The 17,699-nt window shown below is 46.3% G+C and carries 15 protein-coding genes and 5 tRNA genes; 9 read left to right on the forward strand and 11 right to left on the reverse strand.

Annotated elements, in window-relative coordinates:
* Positions 1-26 precede the first annotated feature (26 nt).
* Genes I6L24_RS02455 through I6L24_RS02480 form a run of 6 tightly spaced genes read left to right on the forward strand, consistent with a single transcriptional unit; the run spans position 27 to position 6,244 of the window.
* Complete coding sequence (locus I6L24_RS02455; RefSeq protein WP_004281115.1) at positions 27-2,864, forward strand: monovalent cation/H+ antiporter subunit A; 2,838 nt, start codon at positions 27-29, stop codon at positions 2,862-2,864.
* A 4-nt stretch (positions 2,865-2,868) separates the two neighbouring features.
* The gene (locus I6L24_RS02460; protein WP_004281114.1) at positions 2,869-3,234 is read left to right on the forward strand and encodes a Na+/H+ antiporter subunit C; all 366 of its coding nucleotides are present in this window, start codon (positions 2,869-2,871) and stop codon (positions 3,232-3,234) included.
* On the forward strand, positions 3,234-5,042 hold the full coding sequence (locus I6L24_RS02465; RefSeq protein ID WP_216986387.1) for a monovalent cation/H+ antiporter subunit D: 1,809 nt from the start codon (positions 3,234-3,236) through the stop codon (positions 5,040-5,042). Before I6L24_RS02460 ends, I6L24_RS02465 begins: the two co-directional genes overlap by 1 nt.
* A complete protein-coding gene (locus I6L24_RS02470; protein ID WP_004281112.1) occupies positions 5,042-5,560 on the forward strand; it encodes a Na+/H+ antiporter subunit E in 519 nt (172 codons plus the stop codon). The genes I6L24_RS02465 and I6L24_RS02470 overlap by 1 nt, the downstream gene beginning before the upstream one ends.
* Positions 5,557-5,832 (forward strand): monovalent cation/H+ antiporter subunit F, encoded by a 276-nt coding sequence (locus I6L24_RS02475; protein WP_004281111.1) that lies wholly within the window; start codon positions 5,557-5,559, stop codon positions 5,830-5,832. The genes I6L24_RS02470 and I6L24_RS02475 overlap by 4 nt, the downstream gene beginning before the upstream one ends.
* Before the next feature lie 10 nt (positions 5,833-5,842).
* A complete protein-coding gene (locus I6L24_RS02480) occupies positions 5,843-6,244 on the forward strand; it encodes a Na+/H+ antiporter subunit G (protein ID WP_004281110.1) in 402 nt (133 codons plus the stop codon).
* Positions 6,245-6,331: 87 nt separating this feature from the next.
* On the opposite strand, the gene I6L24_RS02485 is transcribed toward I6L24_RS02480, so the two are convergent.
* The 11 genes from I6L24_RS02485 to tpiA all read right to left on the reverse strand — a co-directional run bounded on the left by I6L24_RS02485 (position 6,332) and on the right by tpiA (position 13,591).
* Positions 6,332-6,736 (reverse strand): ribosome-binding factor A, encoded by a 405-nt coding sequence (locus I6L24_RS02485; RefSeq protein WP_004281108.1) that lies wholly within the window; start codon positions 6,734-6,736, stop codon positions 6,332-6,334.
* Positions 6,736-9,444 carry a translation initiation factor IF-2 gene (infB, locus tag I6L24_RS02490; RefSeq protein ID WP_004281106.1) on the reverse strand — a complete coding sequence of 903 codons (2,709 nt, stop codon included), beginning with the start codon at positions 9,442-9,444 and terminating at the stop codon, positions 6,736-6,738. Before infB ends, I6L24_RS02485 begins: the two co-directional genes overlap by 1 nt.
* Positions 9,445-9,454: 10 nt before the next feature.
* Positions 9,455-10,939, reverse strand: coding sequence for a transcription termination factor NusA (gene nusA, locus I6L24_RS02495; RefSeq protein ID WP_004281105.1), 1,485 nt, complete (start codon positions 10,937-10,939; stop codon positions 9,455-9,457).
* A gap of 34 nt (positions 10,940-10,973) precedes the next feature.
* Positions 10,974-11,498, reverse strand: a complete 525-nt coding sequence (gene rimP / locus I6L24_RS02500; protein WP_004281103.1) for a ribosome maturation factor RimP — start codon at positions 11,496-11,498, stop codon at positions 10,974-10,976.
* A 223-nt stretch (positions 11,499-11,721) separates the two neighbouring features.
* Positions 11,722-11,798 (reverse strand) — tRNA-Met (locus I6L24_RS02505).
* A gap of 88 nt (positions 11,799-11,886) precedes the next feature.
* Positions 11,887-11,963 (reverse strand) — tRNA-Met (locus I6L24_RS02510).
* 67 nt (positions 11,964-12,030) lie between these two features.
* A tRNA-Met gene (locus I6L24_RS02515) sits at positions 12,031-12,107 on the reverse strand.
* Positions 12,108-12,187: 80 nt separating this feature from the next.
* A tRNA-Met gene (locus I6L24_RS02520) sits at positions 12,188-12,264 on the reverse strand.
* Positions 12,265-12,318: 54 nt separating this feature from the next.
* Positions 12,319-12,403: transfer RNA gene (locus tag I6L24_RS02525), tRNA-Leu, on the reverse strand.
* Between the two features lie 53 nt (positions 12,404-12,456).
* Positions 12,457-12,786 (reverse strand): preprotein translocase subunit SecG, encoded by a 330-nt coding sequence (secG, locus tag I6L24_RS02530; RefSeq protein ID WP_004281101.1) that lies wholly within the window; start codon positions 12,784-12,786, stop codon positions 12,457-12,459.
* A gap of 13 nt (positions 12,787-12,799) precedes the next feature.
* Complete coding sequence (gene tpiA / locus I6L24_RS02535) at positions 12,800-13,591, reverse strand: triose-phosphate isomerase (protein WP_004281100.1); 792 nt, start codon at positions 13,589-13,591, stop codon at positions 12,800-12,802.
* Positions 13,592-13,868: 277 nt separating this feature from the next.
* Here tpiA and pilB point away from each other — a divergent pair, with 277 nt between their 5' ends.
* Genes pilB through I6L24_RS02550 form a run of 3 tightly spaced genes read left to right on the forward strand, consistent with a single transcriptional unit; the run spans position 13,869 to position 17,699 of the window.
* Positions 13,869-15,578, forward strand: coding sequence for a type IV-A pilus assembly ATPase PilB (gene pilB / locus I6L24_RS02540; protein WP_004281098.1), 1,710 nt, complete (start codon positions 13,869-13,871; stop codon positions 15,576-15,578).
* A gap of 31 nt (positions 15,579-15,609) precedes the next feature.
* Positions 15,610-16,839: a type II secretion system F family protein gene (locus I6L24_RS02545; protein ID WP_004281096.1), complete on the forward strand. Its 1,230-nt coding sequence runs from the start codon at positions 15,610-15,612 to the stop codon at positions 16,837-16,839.
* On the forward strand, positions 16,839-17,699 hold the full coding sequence (locus I6L24_RS02550; protein WP_004281094.1) for a prepilin peptidase: 861 nt from the start codon (positions 16,839-16,841) through the stop codon (positions 17,697-17,699). Before I6L24_RS02545 ends, I6L24_RS02550 begins: the two co-directional genes overlap by 1 nt.

A 17,699-nucleotide genomic window follows, 5' to 3' on the forward strand; every position in this document is an offset into this window, starting at 1 on the left:
GGTTGGTCAAAACCTAAATCATGACAATGGATACGAGTGTGCTGCCGATTATTATATTGTTACCGTTAGTATTAGGCACAACCCTTGTCTCGTGGCTGAAGCAATTTTCGCGCGGGGTAACGGCTTTAGGGGCAATTGGTGTCAGCCTCAGCAGTTTCTTATTATTATTGAGTCAGGCGCCTGCCATCTTTGATGGTGCAGTGATGACCCAGACCTGGTCCTGGCTGCCCCAGCTCGGCATTGATTTCAGTTTTCGCCTGGATTCTCTGGGATTGCTGTTTGCCTTGCTGATCAGCGGAATTGGCACCCTGATTTATATTTATGCCTATTATTATCTCAATCCAAAAAATTCACTGAGCAAACTGTATCTCCTGCTGATGCTGTTTATGGCGGCGATGCTCGGAATTTCATTGTCGAATAACCTGATTATCTTATTGGTTTTCTGGGAACTGACCAGTATTTCATCCTTCTTGCTGGTAGGTTACTGGAGCAATTACGAAGCGGCGCAACGTGGTTCGCGTATGGCTCTGACCATTACCGGAATGGGTGGTCTGGCGATGCTGGGCGGTTTTGTCCTGCTCGGTCAAATCACCGGCACTTATCAGCTTGACCAAATCCTGATGATGACTGAACAGATTCAGTCGCATCATTTATTTGTTCCAACCTTGTTGCTGATTTTACTCGGCGCCTTTACCAAAAGTGCGCAGTTCCCGTTTCACTTCTGGTTGCCCAATGCCATGGCTGCACCGACACCGGTCTCTGCCTATTTGCACTCGGCCACCATGGTCAAAGCCGGTTTATTCCTGGTCGCACGTTTGCTCCCGATCTTTGCCGGTGCTGCACTGTTTCATAATATTGTGACCTTTGTTGGTCTGTTTACCCTGTGCATGGCCGCCTTCTTTGCCATTTTTAAGGAAGACCTGAAAGGCTTGCTCGCCTATTCCACCATCAGCCATTTAGGTCTGATCATGTGTCTGCTCGGGATTGGTTCACCATTGGCTGTTGCAGCAGCGATTTTCCATATTATTAACCATGCCACCTTTAAAGCGGCACTGTTTATGATTGCCGGCATCATCGATCATGAATCCGGGACTCGTGACTTACGTAAACTGTCTGGCCTATGGCAATTACTGCCATTTACCGCCACGCTGACCATGATCACGGCAGCATCCATGGCGGGTGTACCGTTGACCAATGGTTTCCTGTCTAAGGAAATGTTCTTTACCGAACTGGTCGCCAGTTTAAGTGGTCCACTTATGGTCGGCTCTGCTATTGTCGCGACACTGGCCGGGATTTTTGCGGTGGCTTATTCCATTCGACTGGTGCATGGAGTCTTTTTCGATGGTCCGCTAGGCAAGCAGGTCCCGAATAAAGATGCACATGAACCTGCCTTTGGTATGCGCGCACCGGCCACTTTGTTAGCAATTTTATGTATTTTAGTCGGTCTATTACCGGCTCTTCTGGTGGAAAAAATTGTCAACAGCACTACTCAAGCCACCACCCAGAATTTTGCCTTTGAAGGCACTCATCTGGCGCTTTGGCATGGTTTCAACCTGCCCCTTCTGATGAGTGTGATTTCTCTGCTCGGCGGAACAATCTTTTACTTTTCTCTCGCCAAAGGTGGCGTCTTACGTGAAATCGACTTGGATCCAAAACTGGGTCGCTTACAGGGCCGGGTGCTGTTCGATCTATTTTTGAAAAATTTGCTGCTGAATTCACGTCGTTTCCGCCGTTCCACTGAAAATGGCAAATTACAAAGCTATTTATTGTGGATTGTAATTTTTACCGTCGGGCTGGTGGGGCTCCCATTACTCAGCAATGCGGTGGGTACAGGTACGCGCGAGCTGACCCATGCTCCTGCCCTGGCGATTATCCTGTGGTTACTGCTGTTCTCTTCCTGCTGGATGCTGTTGTGGTTCCATCATGAGCGGATTAAAGCGGTACTCATTAGCGGTGCAGTCGGCCTGGTCGTCACCATGGTCTTTATCGGCTTCTCGGCGCCCGATCTGGCATTGACCCAGATTACGGTCGATGTGGTCACCACGGTTCTGCTCCTGATGAGTTTATCTTTACTGCCTCAGTTAACACCGTATGAATCGAGTCCGACCCGTCGCTGGCGTGATGCCATTATTGCCTTGGGCGGCGGTCTCGGGATTGCGGCAATTGCCTGGCTGATCATGACCCGTGATCACAATTCCATTTCATGGTTCTTCCTGCAACAGTCCATTCCTCTGGGCGGCGGCACCAATGTGGTGAATGTGATTCTGGTCGATTTCCGTGGTTTCGATACCTTCGGCGAAATTACTGTACTCGGCATTGCGGCGATTGGTGTTCTGAGCCTGATGGATGGCATGCGTGCGCATGGTACCACCATGACTCAGGGCCTGACCTATCGTTTTAACCCATCCCCGCTGATGTTGCGTATTACCGCATCCTGGATTTTGCCGGTCGCGCTGGTGGTCAGCCTGTATATCTTTTTGCGTGGCCATAACCTGCCGGGCGGTGGTTTTATTGCCGGACTAGTGACTTCACTGGCACTTATTATTCAATATATTGCAGTGGGACAGGACAAAACCGAACAGTTGCTTGGCGCCAAATCCGGTCGCCTGTATGAAATCTGGATCGGGATCGGCTTAACGATTGCAGGGTTGACCGGAATCGCGGCCTGGTTCTGGTCACGTCCATTCCTGACCAGTGCACATATTTATGTCTCTCCGCCCATCATTGGAGAAATGCATCTGGCTTCGGCTGCACTGTTTGATGTCGGCGTCTATGTCACTGTTGTCGGTGCGACCATGCTGATGATTTCGGTCTTGGGCGATTCACGTCACTCAAGCATGACTGGCCCCGTACCAAGAGGATAATAGAATGATCAGTTTAGAATTTTTATTAGCCTCTGCGATTGGCCTGCTGACAGCCACAGGCATTTATCTGATCCTGCGTGCCCGTACCTTCCCGGTGGTGTTGGGTCTCGCCATGATTGGTTATGCAGTCAACCTGTTTTTATTTGCCATGGGCCGAATTCAGATGAATTCGCCTGCAGTATTGACTGAAGCCTCGAAAGTGACCGATCCCCTTCCTCAGGCACTGGTGCTGACAGCCATCGTGATTGGCTTTGCCACCACTGCCTTTATTGTCCAACTGGCATTGCGTAGCCGCTACGAATCAGGAACAGACCACGTTGACTCCAAAGAAGAAATACCAAATCTTGACCCGCGCGAGGATGAGCCTTAATGACTGATCTTCTCAATTTCTGGAATCAACATACCCCTATTTTCAGTATTCTTTTACCGCCCTTTACCGCTTTTGTCCTGGTTCTTTTAGGCAACCCGGGTTCAGGCTCTCTGGCGACGGACTGGCGTCAGCCCTGGCGTCGGGGTATCAGCTATGTCTCGAGTATCTTGGGCCTGATCATTGCTGTCAGCTATTTAGTAGACAGTAGTCAGGGTCAGATCAATGTTTATACGCTGGGCGAATGGGTCGCACCTTTTGGTATTGTACTGGTTCTCGATCAGCTCTCTGCGATGATGCTGGTTTTGACCTATGCCCTTGCAGTGCCGGTGCTCTGGTATGCCAGTAAAGAATGGGATATGCGTGGGCGTTATTTCCATGCCATGGTGCATTTCCTGCTCATGGGTTTGACCGGTGCCTTCCTGACCGGTGACCTGTTTAACCTGTTCGTGTTTTTTGAAATATTGTTGATGGCATCCTATGTACTACTGCTACATGGACAAGGCAAGGCCCGTTTCCAGCTGGGAATCCATTACGTCACCATCAACCTGTTTGCTTCTGCCCTGTTCCTGATTGGACTCGGGATGATTTATGGCAGTGTCGGCAGTCTGAATATGGCAGATGTGGCCCGCTTGATGCCTACCCTCGCTGAAGATCAGCACAAGCTGGCGGTTGCTGGTGGATTAATGCTGTTTGTCGTGTTTGGAATTAAAGCAGCGATGTTACCGCTCGGCTTCTGGTTACCCAAAACCTATGCCGTAGCCACCACACCTGTGGCAGCACTCTTTACCATTATGACCAAAGTCGGGGTGTATGCAATTTTACGGATTAATGGAACTGTTTTTGATGATGAATACAGCCACCAGATTCTGATGAATTGCCTGCTGGTGATTGGTCTGATTACGTCGGTTTATGGCGTGATTTGTGCAATCGGCACAGAACGTCTGCGCCGTTTTATCGGCTTTATGGTGCTGTCTTCAGTCGGAACAATTCTGGTAGCAATCGGTATGAATACGACTGCAGCCTGGGCCGGTGCATTGTATTATATGGTGCACAGTACCCTGATTGGCGCAGCCTTTTATATCCTGTCAGGCTGGATTACCTCACAGCGCGGCGAATTTAAGGATCATTTTAAAATCGCGCCACTGATGAAACAGAACAAGCTGGTTTCGATTGTCTATTTCATCATTGCCTTGATGATGGCAGGCCTGCCACCGTTTAGTGGTTTCTTCGGTAAAGTCTTTATTTTGCAGGCTTCTGCCAATTCAGACTATCAGATGATTATTATCCTGACCATTTTATTGGTAAGCTTCCTCAGTATTCTGGCCTTTACCAGGGTTGGTTTCGTGCTGTTCTGGCGTTCGACCAGACCTGAGGATGACCTTAATTCTGAAGATTTTCACAAATATGAAGCTTTACCAAGTAAGGCACCGGCACGTAATGATCGTGTAATCTATCTATTGCTTGCTGGCCTGACTGCCTATGTGGTGTTTGCCGGACCGATCTATCAATATAATTATCAGACTGCGGAACAGATTAAAAATAATCCGGTTTATGAAGCTGCCTTGTTAAAACGCGATGCAGAAGGCCAGTTTATTAGTGTGCAACCTTTTGATCCAAGCTATTTACCTGAAACCAAGTACGGTGGTGAGACAGTCGATCCGAATGCACATCTGGTTCCTTATACGATTTCGGAAGCCACTCTGGAAGGTGAAAATATTTCTGAATTCAAGCAACGCCAGATTGATCAGCAGTATGTTGAACAAAACAGATATGATGATAATCAACTTAAACCGGTGGAGGGACCTTAATGGCTGTATCATTCCTGCAACGTTGGTTCCCGCATCCGCTAGTTTCTGTGATCGTTGGGCTAAGCTGGATTCTACTGGCACATAATCTGGAAGCTGGAACATTGCTTTTCGCGCTGGTTCTGGCGATTGTCATTCCGAAAATGGTTGCACCTTTTATTGACTATACCCCGAATATCCAGTGGGCTCCTGCCGTGCGCCTTTTCTTTGTCGTGGTTTGGGATATTGTAGTAGCCAATATTAAAGTCGCAAAACTGGTACTTGGTCCAACCAAGAACCTGCATCCAAAATGGTTTCGCGTGCCTTTGGAAACCGAGCATGAGGAAGTCAATGCCTTGCTGGCAATGATCATTACCACAACGCCCGGTACAGTATCTGCAGGCATTGATCAGGATCGTGGTGATATTCTGGTTCATGCCTTAAGCACAGAGGATGAAGCAGCAGAAATCGAAACAATCAAACAGCGCTACGAACAGCCTCTGATTGAAATTTTCAGCGCACAGACAGGAGAAAAAGCATGACTATTCTGCCTTATGCATTAATGATTTGCCTAGGTGCTATCACTGTCTCGATGTTACTCTGCCTGATCCGACTCATCACTGGCCCTTCTATCGTGGATCGTCTGTTGGCACTCGACACCCTGTTCCTGAATGCCACCTGTCTGATTGTCATTTTAGGGATTTACTGGAGTAGCAGCTTCCTGTTTGAAGGGGCCTTACTGGTTGCGATGCTTGGCTTTGTTTCGACTACAGCCTTGGCACGTTATTTCACCACTGGCCATGTGATCGACTAGGAGTTTTTAAATGTCCTTAATTTTAGAAATACTGGTGTCGATTTTTTTATTGATTGGTGCTTTCTTTATGTTGGTCGGCGGGATCGGTATGGTCCGTCTGCCCGATCTGTTTATGCGTCTGCACGCCCCGACCAAATCCAGTACTTTGGGCCTGGGCAGCTTTTTGATGGCCTCAATTCTGTTCTCGGCCATATATGGCCGTTTCGGTTTTGCTGAAGTGCTCATCACCCTGTTCGCCTTCATTACCGCACCGGTATCTGCCAATCTGATGGCACAGGCTGCATTACATTTGCGTTTACGCTCTTTGAGTGGCGAGGTTCCGGAAACGCTGGAACGCCCTCTGCCTTGGCAGCGCTCACGCCGTCGTACCTTTTATGAAAAGAAAATCAATCGTAATGATGATTTCGATTAATTGAGCAAGCAATTCAAGTTCTTTTAAATCTAAAAAAATCTAGAGATAAAAAAAGCCACCCGAAGGTAGCTTTTTTAGTCCTAAGACTTATTCATCATCTTTTTTTGCTTCAGCTTCAGGTAAGTCCTTCACTGCTTCAGCGATCAGACCAAACATATAGTTACCATATGCATTGGTCTTATCATAATGGAAACGTAGACGAGGCGTAATACGGGTTTTGATACGACGACTCAGCTCATGGCGCAAGAAACCAGATGCTTTGTTCAACACATCCAAAGTTTCTTTATTGGCTTCTTGGCTTTGCTCATCGCCAAGTTCACGTCCCATCACAGTGACATAAACTTCCGCATATCCCAGGTCTGGGCTCACCTTCACCGCAGAGATGGTCACGAGACCACCTAAGCGTGGATCTTTCAGCTCCTGACGGATCAGTTCTGACAACTCGCGTTGTACTGTATCCGCCATACGCTTCAGACGTTGACTACCCGCCATTAAAGACTCCGTTTAATCAGTTGAACATCGTACACTTCGATCTTATCAAGTGCTTTGATGTCTTTATAGCCTTTCACCGCAAGACCACATTCCATACCGGCACGAACTTCTTCAACCACCTCTTTGTAGCGACGAAGAGATTCAAGCTCGCCCTGGAACACAACCACATCATCACGTAATACGCGAATCGGTTTGTTACGATGCAATACGCCTTCAAGTACCATACAGCCCGCAGCCGCACCAAACTTACTTGAGTGGAATACTTCACGTACTTGTGCAACACCCAGAATCGTTTCACGATGTTCTGGTGCAAGCTTACCGCTCATTGCTGCTTTCACATCATCAATCAATTGATAGATGATTGAGTAGTAACGAATGTCGATACTGTCTGCATCTGCTTTTTGACGCGCAGCGTTGTCCGCACGTACGTTAAAGCCGAGTAGAACTGCTTCTGAAGATTCAGCCAGTGTCACGTCAGACTCAGTGATCGCACCTACACCAGAACCGATGATACGTACTTTAACTTCATCAGTCGCAAGCTCAGCAAGTGCTACATGCAAGGCTTCCAAGGTACCGCGTACGTCAGTTTTCAACACAACATTTACGATAGGCACATCTTTCTTGCCCATAGACGCCATGATGTTTTCAAGACGCATTGCAGATTGACGCTCAAGACGTTTTTGACGTTCACGATCCATACGCGCATCGGCAACTTCACGTGCTTTCTTCTCATCGCTGACCACAAGAACTTCGTCACCTGCCATTGGCGCTTCTGGAAGACCCAGAATTTCCACTGGAATCGAAGGACCTGCAGATTTGATACGCTGACCATTTTCATCCGTCATCGCACGAACGCGACCATAAGATGAACCGGCAAGAACAAGATCACCTACTTTCAATGTACCGTTTTGAACCAGAATAGATGTTACTGCACCACGGCTGTTATCTACGCGTGCTTCAATTACGACACCTTGTGCAGCACCTTCTTCAGATGCCTTAAGCTCTAGAAGTTCAGCTTGAATCGAAATAATATCAAGAAGTTCATCAATGCCTTGACCAGTATGTGCAGAAACCATTGCCACTGGAACGTCACCACCCCATTGTTCTGGCACGATTTCTTTCACAGTCAATTCATTCAATACGCGATCTGGATCAGCAGATTCTTTATCCATCTTGTTGATTGCAACAATGATTGGTGTACCTGCAGCACGTGCATGGTCAATTGCTTCTGCAGTTTGTGGCATTACACCATCATCTGCTGCAACAACCAGAACCACGATATCTGTTGCTTTCGCACCACGTGAACGCATTGCAGTAAATGCTGCGTGTCCCGGAGTATCAAGGAATGTAATCATACCTTTATCAGTAGTTACATGGTAAGCACCGATATGCTGTGTGATACCGCCCGCTTCGCCAGCAGCCACTTTTGCACGACGAATACGGTCAAGCAGCGATGTTTTACCATGGTCAACGTGACCCATAATGGTAACAACAGGCGCACGCGTAGATTGCGCACCACGTGCTTCTTCAGCTGCTTCAAGCAAGTTATCTTCAGCTTGTGTATCAGAAACCAGTACCGGATTATGGCCCATTTCTTCCACAACAAGTGCAGCAATTTCTTGATCAATCGCCTGGTTCTGAGTAACCAATTCACCCATTTTCATGAGTGATTTAATCACTTCACGAACCTTAACTGCCATTTTCGCAGCTAAGTCAGCAACGACAATCGTTTCACCGATTTCAACATCGTAAACCTGTTTTTTCACAGGTTTTTCGAAGCCGTGCTTGTTGCCTTGACTGGTTTTTAAACCGCGCTTAGGCTGTTTGCTGAAGCTTTGCTCTTCCTGACCACGACGACCACCTTTTTTCGGTGCACGCGCGCTCGGCGTATTCGTACCACGTTTGATTTCGCGGTCTTCTTTCGCAAATGAGTCTTCATATGCCTGACCAACAAGACCGGCAGCCAGAGGAGAATCATCAACAACACGAATCGTTGCAGCAGTATCTTCCGCGGTGTACTTAGACGCCATTTGACGCATTTGTTCAAGCGTACGTTGCTGCGCTTCTTCAGCCGCTTTACGACGTGCTGCTTCTTCAACAGCTTTTAATTTTGCTGCTTCTGCTTCACGTGCCTTTTTCTGTTCAGCGGTTTCAGTTGGTTTAACAACTTGCTTCACAATCGGCTTGTTGGTTGATTTGCGTTTTACCACAACTGCAGCTTTAGAAACTTCTTGCTTGTCGCTGGTTTGCTTTGCAGCAGCACGCATCGCTTCTAGAGCTTTATTCGCGTTATTTACGCCAGTTTTTGGAGCTTCAGCAGAAGCAGCTTGTGCTGTATTCTGCTCAGGCGCAGCTTTGGCCTGTTGCTCAGCCTTGGCTTTCGCCAATGCTTCTGCTTTGATCTGCTCTGGATCCGGCTTAACAAATGTATGCTTCTTGCGAACTTCTACATTAATCGTTTTCGCCTTACCTGAAGTACTGGCTACTTTAGCCGTACTAGTCGTTTTACGTTTCAACGTGATTTGCCCTGCTTGGCTTTCTGAACCCTGTGACTTTTTCACATGGCTCATCAAGCTATCTTGTTGTTCGGTGGTAATAATATCGTCAGCTTTACGCTGTGGTAAACCTGCCTCACGAACCTGCTCTAGGAGCTTCTCAACTGGACTACCCACATTGAGGGCTAACTCTTTAATCGACTTGTCCGTCATATACTACCTCCTAGTTAAACCATGATTCGCGCGCTTTCATAATGAGTTGACCTGCTTTCTCAGCACCCAAACCTTCAATATCTTCGATATCGTCAGTCGCCTGATCTGCTAAATCATCCACTGTTACCACACCACGAGCTGCTAGCGCTTGCGCGATCTCTACTGTCATGCCTTCCATTGCAACAAGTTCTTCACTTGGCGCTTGTATGTTCTCTTGCTGTTGTAATGCATCAGCAAGTGCAATTTCTTTCGCACGGCTTTGCAGTAGTTCAACCAGTTCCGCATCCAGTTCGATTTCATCAAACGTTTCTGCAGGAACATAAGCAATTTCTTCAAGCGAGGTGAAGCCCATTTCTACCAATGCCATCGCCAAATCTTCCGCGATATCCAGACGGGTAACAAACATGTCTAAATATTGTTGCGCTTCGTTTTGTTGACGGGCGTAGTATTCCTCTTCCAGCATCATGTCCAGCTTGTAGCCAGTCAATTCAGATGCCAGACGAACGTTCTGACCTTGTGAACCAATCGCACGTGCCAACTGATCGCTGGTTGCGAAAATGATATCTGCAGTACGTGCATCTTCATCGATGACAATACTCGATACATCTGCTGGTTCCAATGCACTTGCGATATATTGCGCAGGATCATCCGACCAAACTACCACATCAATACGCTCGCCATTGAGCTCTTGCTGTACAGCTTGAATACGGGTACCACGCATACCAATACAAGCACCCACCGGGTCAATACGGTGGTCATTGGTTTTCACTGCAATTTTAGCACGAACGCCTGGTTGGCGAGCCGCCGCTTTAATTTCAATAATTTCTTCAGAAATCTCAGGGATTTCTTTCTTCATCAATGCAATCAGCATATCCGGTTTAGCACGTGACAGTTGTAACTGCGCACCACGACCTTCACGGTTGACATTGAATAGAATCGCATTCACGCGTTGCTTCGGACGAAGGATTTCTTTCGGAATCATTTCTTCGCGAGCAAGATACGCTTCAGCATTGTCACCTAGGTCAATGATAAAGCCGTCTTTGGTTTGTTTTTTCACTTCACCGTAGATCAGCTCGCCGACTTTAGATTCGTAAGCATCGGCTACGAGTGCACGTTCTGCTTCACGGATCTTCTGTACGATCACTTGCTTGGCAATTTGCGCTGCAATACGACCGAAGTCAATCGATTCAACTTCAAGCTCACGAATGTCGCCAATCGACCATTTTGCCGGATCAACATCAGAGATGGCATCCTGACAAGCTGGCATTTCATGGTCTTCGTCTGCAACCACTTCCCACTGACGGAAAGTACGATAGTCACCTGTTTTACGATCGATTTCCACACGTAAACGTGCTTCTTCCGAATGTGTTCCTTCGTAGAATTTTTTCTTTGTCGCAGCAACTAAAGCTTGCTCAAGCGCTTCAAAGATCGCTTCACGAGGTACACCTTTTTCGTTACTAACCGTTTCAACGACGGTCAGAATTTCACGTGCCATACGTCACCTATTCGTTAAATTTTTATTTATTAAATTAATCTTGGAAGACCAAATTTGCTTTATCGATATTGTGACTGTCGATCTCCAATACCTGTTGCTTTTCTACTTCAACCTGAATCATTTCATTTTCAAGATCGACAGCAACCAGTTTGGCCTGGAATTTACGACGGTTATCTACCGCACTGATCAAACGTAGTGCTACGGTATGACCGATATAGCCTGACATCTGCTCGAGCTGGAAGAATGGACGGTCCCAGCCTGGCGAAGATACTTCAAGTGAATATTCACCCGAGATCGGATCATGAACATCCAGCATTGCACCCACTTGCTGCGTGACACGCACACAATCCTGAACGCCAATACCACGCCCCTGCTCTTCTTCACCATCTTCATTGATTGCTGGTGCAACGCTCTCATCGACTGGCTTGTCGATGTAGATACGTAATAACGAACATTTACCCTGTGGCAGGAATTCAATCCCCCAAAGGTTTACATTACAGGCTTCAACTGCTGGTGCAATCAAGTCCTGAAGTGCTTGAGTTTTATTTGATAGCTTCATTTACTCTCGTCATCTGGTGCGATTTTATGATCTATTTGACCACTACAAACCAATACAAACTATAGTAGTAGTGAAACATGGAGATTTGACCAAATAATGTCGACACTACACGATAGCCAATAAAAAAGGGCGTAAATCGCCCCAATTAATGCACAATTTAAGATTTTTTCAAATCCCACTGTGCAAAAAGGCCCACCTTGTTGTGAGCCTCTTTTTAGAAACTTGGTAGCGGGAGCTGGATTTGAACCAACGACCTTCGGGTTATGAGCCCGACGAGCTACCAGACTGCTCCATCCCGCATCAACGTGCAAAAATTATATACAAAAGATGAGAACTTTTCAATCAAAACCACATCATTCTGCATATTTGTCATCTGTCGCTGAAAAAGTGGTAGCGGGAGCTGGATTTGAACCAACGACCTTCGGGTTATGAGCCCGACGAGCTACCAGACTGCTCCATCCCGCATCAGCGTACAAATAACATTCAGTTTAAAAAACTTAAACTGCTTTTAAAGTTTGCATCTTTAAAAGATTGGTAGCGGGAGCTGGATTTGAACCAACGACCTTCGGGTTATGAGCCCGACGAGCTACCAGACTGCTCCATCCCGCAACAACATGCAAATTAATTTTCTCAACTTAAAACCTGTTTAAGCTGCCTCTTGAAAGTTTGCGCCTTTAAAAAGGATTGATTGGTAGCGGGAGCTGGATTTGAACCAACGACCTTCGGGTTATGAGCCCGACGAGCTACCAGACTGCTCCATCCCGCATCAACAGAAGTTTTTTCAGCTGCATACACCAACTTAAATTTCTGGATTATAAGTTGGTGCGGAAGGGGGGACTTGAACCCCCACGCCCGAAAGCACTACCACCTCAAGGTAGCGTGTCTACCAATTCCACCACCACCGCAGCTGTGACGCATTCTAGTCGTATCACTGAAAAAAAGAAAGGATTAATTAAAACTATTCGGTCGTTTCTGGTGCAGTTGGTGAAGTTTCATTCGATTGTACAGGTGTGGTCGGCGCAGACTGAACCGATCCCAAACTATAGGCATTCGAGGTTTGTTGCTTGGCTAAAATCGCCAAAGTCAGACTGGTTACGAAAAACAGTGCAGTAAAAATTGCAGTCAAACGGGTCATGAAATTACCCGAACCCGATGCTCCGAATACTGTCGCTGCACCACCGCCACCGAAAGAGGCACCAGCATCTGCACCTTTACCATGCTGAACCAAAATCAAGACAATCATCAAAACAGCTAAGATAATATGTACTACCAGCACAAAAGTTTGCATGCTGAACTCCTAATTATTGTGTATTTGCAAATGCATGAGCAATTTTATGGAACGACTCAGCATTGAGTGATGCACCACCGACCAATGCCCCGTTGATATCTGGGCAGGCTGCTAACTCTACTGCATTTTCCGGCTTGACACTACCACCATATAAAATCGCCATCGTCGCGCCATAACCAGTGATCTGGCTTAAACCTTGACGGATTTGTGCATGCATGGCCTGTGCATCTTCAGGAGAAGCAGTTTTACCAGTTCCAATTGCCCAGATCGGTTCATAGGCAATCACGATATTTTTCCATTGCTCAGCTTCAACCACAGCAGCAATATCACAAATCTGTTGTAGCACTACAGCTTCTGCCTGCCCTGCTTCACGTTGTTCCAGGCTTTCACCAACGCAATAAATCACGGTCAAACCGGCACTTAAGGCATTCTTGATTTTCGCATTTAAAATATCAGCATTTTCCGCAAATATTTCACGGCGTTCAGAATGACCCACTAGTACATAGTGAATTTGACTATCGGCCAACAATTCAGCACTGACTTCACCAGTGTAGGGACCTGTTCCAGAAATACGTGAAACATCTTGTGCTACGGTATAAATCGGACGAACCGCAGATGACAGCTCTGCCTGAATCTGGCTTAAGGCAATGGCAATCGGTGCCACACCTAAATGACATTGATCTTCGGCAATTGGCGCAGTTTCCAGCAAATTCTTAATACCACGCACCAAGCTCAATGCATCTGCCTGCACCGGATTCATTTTCCAGTTACCTATCACCCAAGGGGTAATCGTCGAAACCGACATAATTAACCTATTTCATTTACATATTTTGAATTGGGCACATTCTACACGGAATTGGAAAATTAAAAGAATAGTTTTCTTATCACTCCTTCTCAGTTTAGACTATCCAAAATGGTTATTTTTTGTTATCACTTAAAAAAATGGGGACTTCTTCCAACCAGTTCATGCTTTTACTGGAGATGAGGAAGCTAGCAGCACTCTTGGCTATGGTATTTTTACGTAACAAACGTATAATTTTAGTATAGCAATTAAAAGAATTTGATGAGTAGGCATTTATAGCATGACAGCATTACAGGGGTCGCCAAGATTTACCGGATTTATTCGTCGTTTGGTCGAGGAAGGCGTCATCTCGGCTGAAGATATGCGCAGTGCATTAGCGCATGCCAAACAAGAAAAAATCGATATTGTGGCTGAGTTAATTAACCAGCAGCAACTTTCTCCAACCGTCATTGCTGAAACGATTTCAGTCGAATTTGGCGAACCGCTGTTTGATATCAGTGCCTATGATCCTGCTCAAATTCTTCGGGATGCGATTGATGAAAAGCTGATTACCAAGCATCGCATTCTGCCGATTTTTAGAAATTCCAGTATTTTATATGTTGCGACCAGTAACCCGACCAATATCGAAGCGATTGATGCAGTCCGCTTTTCCACCAAACTCAATATTGAAACCATTATTGTTGAACACAATAAACTTGAAAAACTGATCGAGCAGAATTTTACCGAAGAAAGTACCTTTGAATTCGATGAAGACTTTGATCTGGATGTTGATGTCGAATCTGCTGATCCGAATAAAGAAGAGGATGACAGTAACAAGGGTGAAGAAGCACCGATTGTCAAATATATTAATAAATTACTAATTGATGCGATCCGTATGGGGGCTTCAGACTTACATTTTGAACCTTATGAAAAAATCTATCGGGTACGTTACCGGGTAGATGGGGTATTACGCCAGATTGCAACACCACCACTACAGCTGGCAAATCGCTTGTCTTCGCGTCTTAAAGTCATGTCGCAAATGGACATTTCTGAAAAACGGGTACCGCAAGATGGTCGTATTAAATTAAAACTTTCTAAAAATAAAGCCATTGATTTCCGTGTCAACTCTCTCCCTACCCTGTTTGGTGAGAAGCTGGTACTGCGAATTCTGGATCCCTCCAGCGCGATGTTGGGAATTGATGCACTAGGTTATGAACCGGAACAAAAAGACCTTTTTATGCAAGCGCTGGACAAACCGCAAGGCATGCTCCTGATCACTGGTCCAACAGGTTCCGGTAAAACCGTTTCACTGTATACCGGTCTGAATATCCTCAATCGTGAAGATACCAATATTTCGACAGCGGAAGATCCGGTCGAGATTAACTTACAAGGCATTAATCAAGTCAACGTCAACAATAAAGTTGGTCTTACCTTCTCTGCCGCACTGAAGTCCTTCTTACGTCAAGACCCGGACATCGTAATGGTCGGTGAGATCCGGGATCTGGAAACTGCCGAGATTGCGATTAAAGCGGCGCAGACCGGTCATATGGTGATGTCGACCTTGCATACCAATAGTGCGCCTGAGACCTTGACCCGTTTACGAAACATGGGGGTGCCCTCTTTCAATATTGCCACTTCAGTAAACCTGGTCATTGCACAACGGTTGGCGCGTCGTTTGTGTTCACAATGCAAGAAACCTGCAGATATTCCGCAACAAAGCTTACTGGAGATGGGCTTTACCGAAACCGACTTGCAGCAACCTGAGTTCCAAATTTATGAACCGGTGGGCTGCAATGAATGTCGTGAAGGCTATAAGGGTCGTGTAGGTATTTATGAAGTTATGAAAGTAACACCCGAAATTTCCAGAATTATTATGGAGGACGGCAATGCACTTGAAATTGCAGATGCTTCCGCACGTGCAGGTTTTAACAATTTACGCCGGTCAGGTTTAATCAAGGTGATGCAGGGGGTGACTTCTTTACAGGAAGTCAATCGTGTCACCAGCGAATGATCGGGCGCTGATCTAAAATAAGGATAAAGGTATGGCAGCAGTAAAGAAAGGCCAGATGATGCCGATCTTCAGCTATGAAGGAATTGATCGTAAAGGGGCAAAGATCAAGGGGGAATTGCCAGCAAAAAATATGGCTCTGGCCAAGGTCACCCTTCGGAAACAAGGCATCAGCATCAAGACCATTCGGGAAAAGAAAAAAAATATCCTTGAAGGCTTGATGAAGAAAAAAGTCTCAACACTGGATATTACAATTTTTACCCGACAGTTGGCGACCATGATGAAAGCCGGGGTACCACTGGTACAAGGCTTTGAAATTGTCGCAGAAGGTCTGGAAAATCCGGCGATGCGTGAAGTTGTACTAGGAATTAAAGGTGAGGTTGAAGGCGGTAATACTTTTGCCGGAGCACTGCGCAAATATCCACAATATTTCGACAACCTATTCTGTTCACTGGTCGAATCTGGTGAACAATCTGGTGCTTTAGAAACCATGCTAGATCGCGTTGCGATTTACAAAGAAAAAAGCGAACTACTCAAGCAAAAAATCAAAAAAGCCATGAAATATCCTGCTGCGGTGGTTGTAGTCGCCCTAATTGTTACCATCATTCTGATGGTCAAAGTGGTCCCGGTTTTCCAGGATTTATTCTCTTCATTTGGTGCGGACTTACCGGCTTTTACCAAAATGGTGGTCAATATGTCGGAATGGATGCAAAAGTATTGGTTCCTGCTGATTATCGCCATTGGGGCCGTGATTACCGCTTTTCTTGAAGCGAAAAAACGCAGCAAGAAATTCCGCGATTTTCTGGATAAGGCCGCACTCAAAGCCCCGATTTTTGGTGACCTGGTGTATAAAGCGATTATTGCACGTTATAGCCGCACTTTGGCCACGACTTTCGCAGCTGGTGTTCCCTTGATTGATGCACTGGAATCCACTGCCGGCGCTACCAATAACGTCGTGTATGAAGATGCCGTGATGAAAATCCGTGAAGATGTCGCCACAGGTCAACAACTACAGTTTGCCATGCGCGTGACCAACAAATTCCCATCCATGGCAGTACAAATGGTCGCGATTGGTGAAGAATCTGGTGCACTAGATGCCATGCTAGACAAAGTAGCCACACATTATGAAAATGAAGTCGACAATGCAGTTGACGGCTTAACCTCGATGATGGAACCGCTCATTATGGCTGTTCTCGGTGTGCTTGTCGGTGGTCTGGTGATTGCCATGTACCTTCCAATTTTCCAAATGGGTTCTGTGGTTTAATGCACGATTTTCTTCAATATTTTATTCAAAACCCAACGGCGTTGTATATCGCAGTTGGGCTTTTTAGTTTATGTATCGGCAGCTTTCTGAATGTCGTGATTTACCGCACTCCCAAGATGATGGAACAGGAATGGCGTACTGATTGCCAGATGTTCCTGCATCCGGAACAGCCGGTGATTGATGAAACTAAGTTAAGTTTAAGCAAACCCGCTTCAGCTTGCCCCAAGTGTCATCAGCCAATCCGCTGGTACCAGAATATTCCCGTCATTAGCTGGCTGGTCCTGCGCGGAAAATGTAGCAACTGCCAGAATCCGATCAGCATCCGTTATCCTTTGGTTGAAATTCTGACGGCAGTTTGTGCACTCCTTGTCGTAGCAGTATTTGGCCCTACCCTACAAATGCTGTTTGGCCTGATCCTGACTTATGTGCTGATCGCACTCACTTTTATTGATTTTGACACCCAGTTATTGCCTGACCGTTATACTTTACCCTTGGCCGCGCTAGGTTTGGGGGTAAATAGTTATGCACTTTATACCTTACCCGGTGCTGCCATCTGGGGCTATATTATTGGTTTCCTGTGTCTGTGGGTGGTGTATTATGCATTTAAAATCGTTACCGGCAAGGAAGGTATGGGCTATGGCGATTTTAAATTGCTTGCCGCCCTGGGTGCCTGGATGGGGCCTTTATTACTGCCTTTAATTGTGCTGCTGTCTTCTCTGGTTGGTGCGATTATCGGGATTATCCTACTGAAAGTCCGCAAGGAAAATCAGCCTTTTGCCTTTGGTCCCTATATCGCGATTGCCGGCTGGATTGCTTTTTTGTGGGGCGAGCAGATTATGAAAGTGTATTTAGGTCAATAA

It is taken from the genome of Acinetobacter lwoffii (assembly GCF_019048525.1).
Lineage (GTDB): Bacteria > Pseudomonadota > Gammaproteobacteria > Pseudomonadales > Moraxellaceae > Acinetobacter > Acinetobacter lwoffii_K.

What these genes read in the sequence shown, in the direction of transcription:
- I6L24_RS02455 (WP_004281115.1), top strand. Translation starts at nt 27, where the DNA reads ATGGATACGAGTGTGCTGCCGATTATTATATTGTTACCGTTAGTATTA.
- I6L24_RS02460 (WP_004281114.1), top strand. Translation starts at nt 2,869, where the DNA reads ATGATCAGTTTAGAATTTTTATTAGCCTCTGCGATTGGCCTGCTGACA.
- I6L24_RS02465 (WP_216986387.1), top strand. Translation starts at nt 3,234, where the DNA reads ATGACTGATCTTCTCAATTTCTGGAATCAACATACCCCTATTTTCAGT.
- I6L24_RS02470 (WP_004281112.1), top strand. Translation starts at nt 5,042, where the DNA reads ATGGCTGTATCATTCCTGCAACGTTGGTTCCCGCATCCGCTAGTTTCT.
- I6L24_RS02475 (WP_004281111.1), top strand. Translation starts at nt 5,557, where the DNA reads ATGACTATTCTGCCTTATGCATTAATGATTTGCCTAGGTGCTATCACT.
- I6L24_RS02480 (WP_004281110.1), top strand. Translation starts at nt 5,843, where the DNA reads ATGTCCTTAATTTTAGAAATACTGGTGTCGATTTTTTTATTGATTGGT.
- I6L24_RS02485 (WP_004281108.1), bottom strand. Translation starts at nt 6,736, where the DNA reads ATGGCGGGTAGTCAACGTCTGAAGCGTATGGCGGATACAGTACAACGC.
- infB (WP_004281106.1), bottom strand. Translation starts at nt 9,444, where the DNA reads ATGACGGACAAGTCGATTAAAGAGTTAGCCCTCAATGTGGGTAGTCCA.
- nusA (WP_004281105.1), bottom strand. Translation starts at nt 10,939, where the DNA reads ATGGCACGTGAAATTCTGACCGTCGTTGAAACGGTTAGTAACGAAAAA.
- rimP (WP_004281103.1), bottom strand. Translation starts at nt 11,498, where the DNA reads ATGAAGCTATCAAATAAAACTCAAGCACTTCAGGACTTGATTGCACCA.
- secG (WP_004281101.1), bottom strand. Translation starts at nt 12,786, where the DNA reads ATGCAAACTTTTGTGCTGGTAGTACATATTATCTTAGCTGTTTTGATG.
- tpiA (WP_004281100.1), bottom strand. Translation starts at nt 13,591, where the DNA reads ATGTCGGTTTCGACGATTACCCCTTGGGTGATAGGTAACTGGAAAATG.
- pilB (WP_004281098.1), top strand. Translation starts at nt 13,869, where the DNA reads ATGACAGCATTACAGGGGTCGCCAAGATTTACCGGATTTATTCGTCGT.
- I6L24_RS02545 (WP_004281096.1), top strand. Translation starts at nt 15,610, where the DNA reads ATGGCAGCAGTAAAGAAAGGCCAGATGATGCCGATCTTCAGCTATGAA.
- I6L24_RS02550 (WP_004281094.1), top strand. Translation starts at nt 16,839, where the DNA reads ATGCACGATTTTCTTCAATATTTTATTCAAAACCCAACGGCGTTGTAT.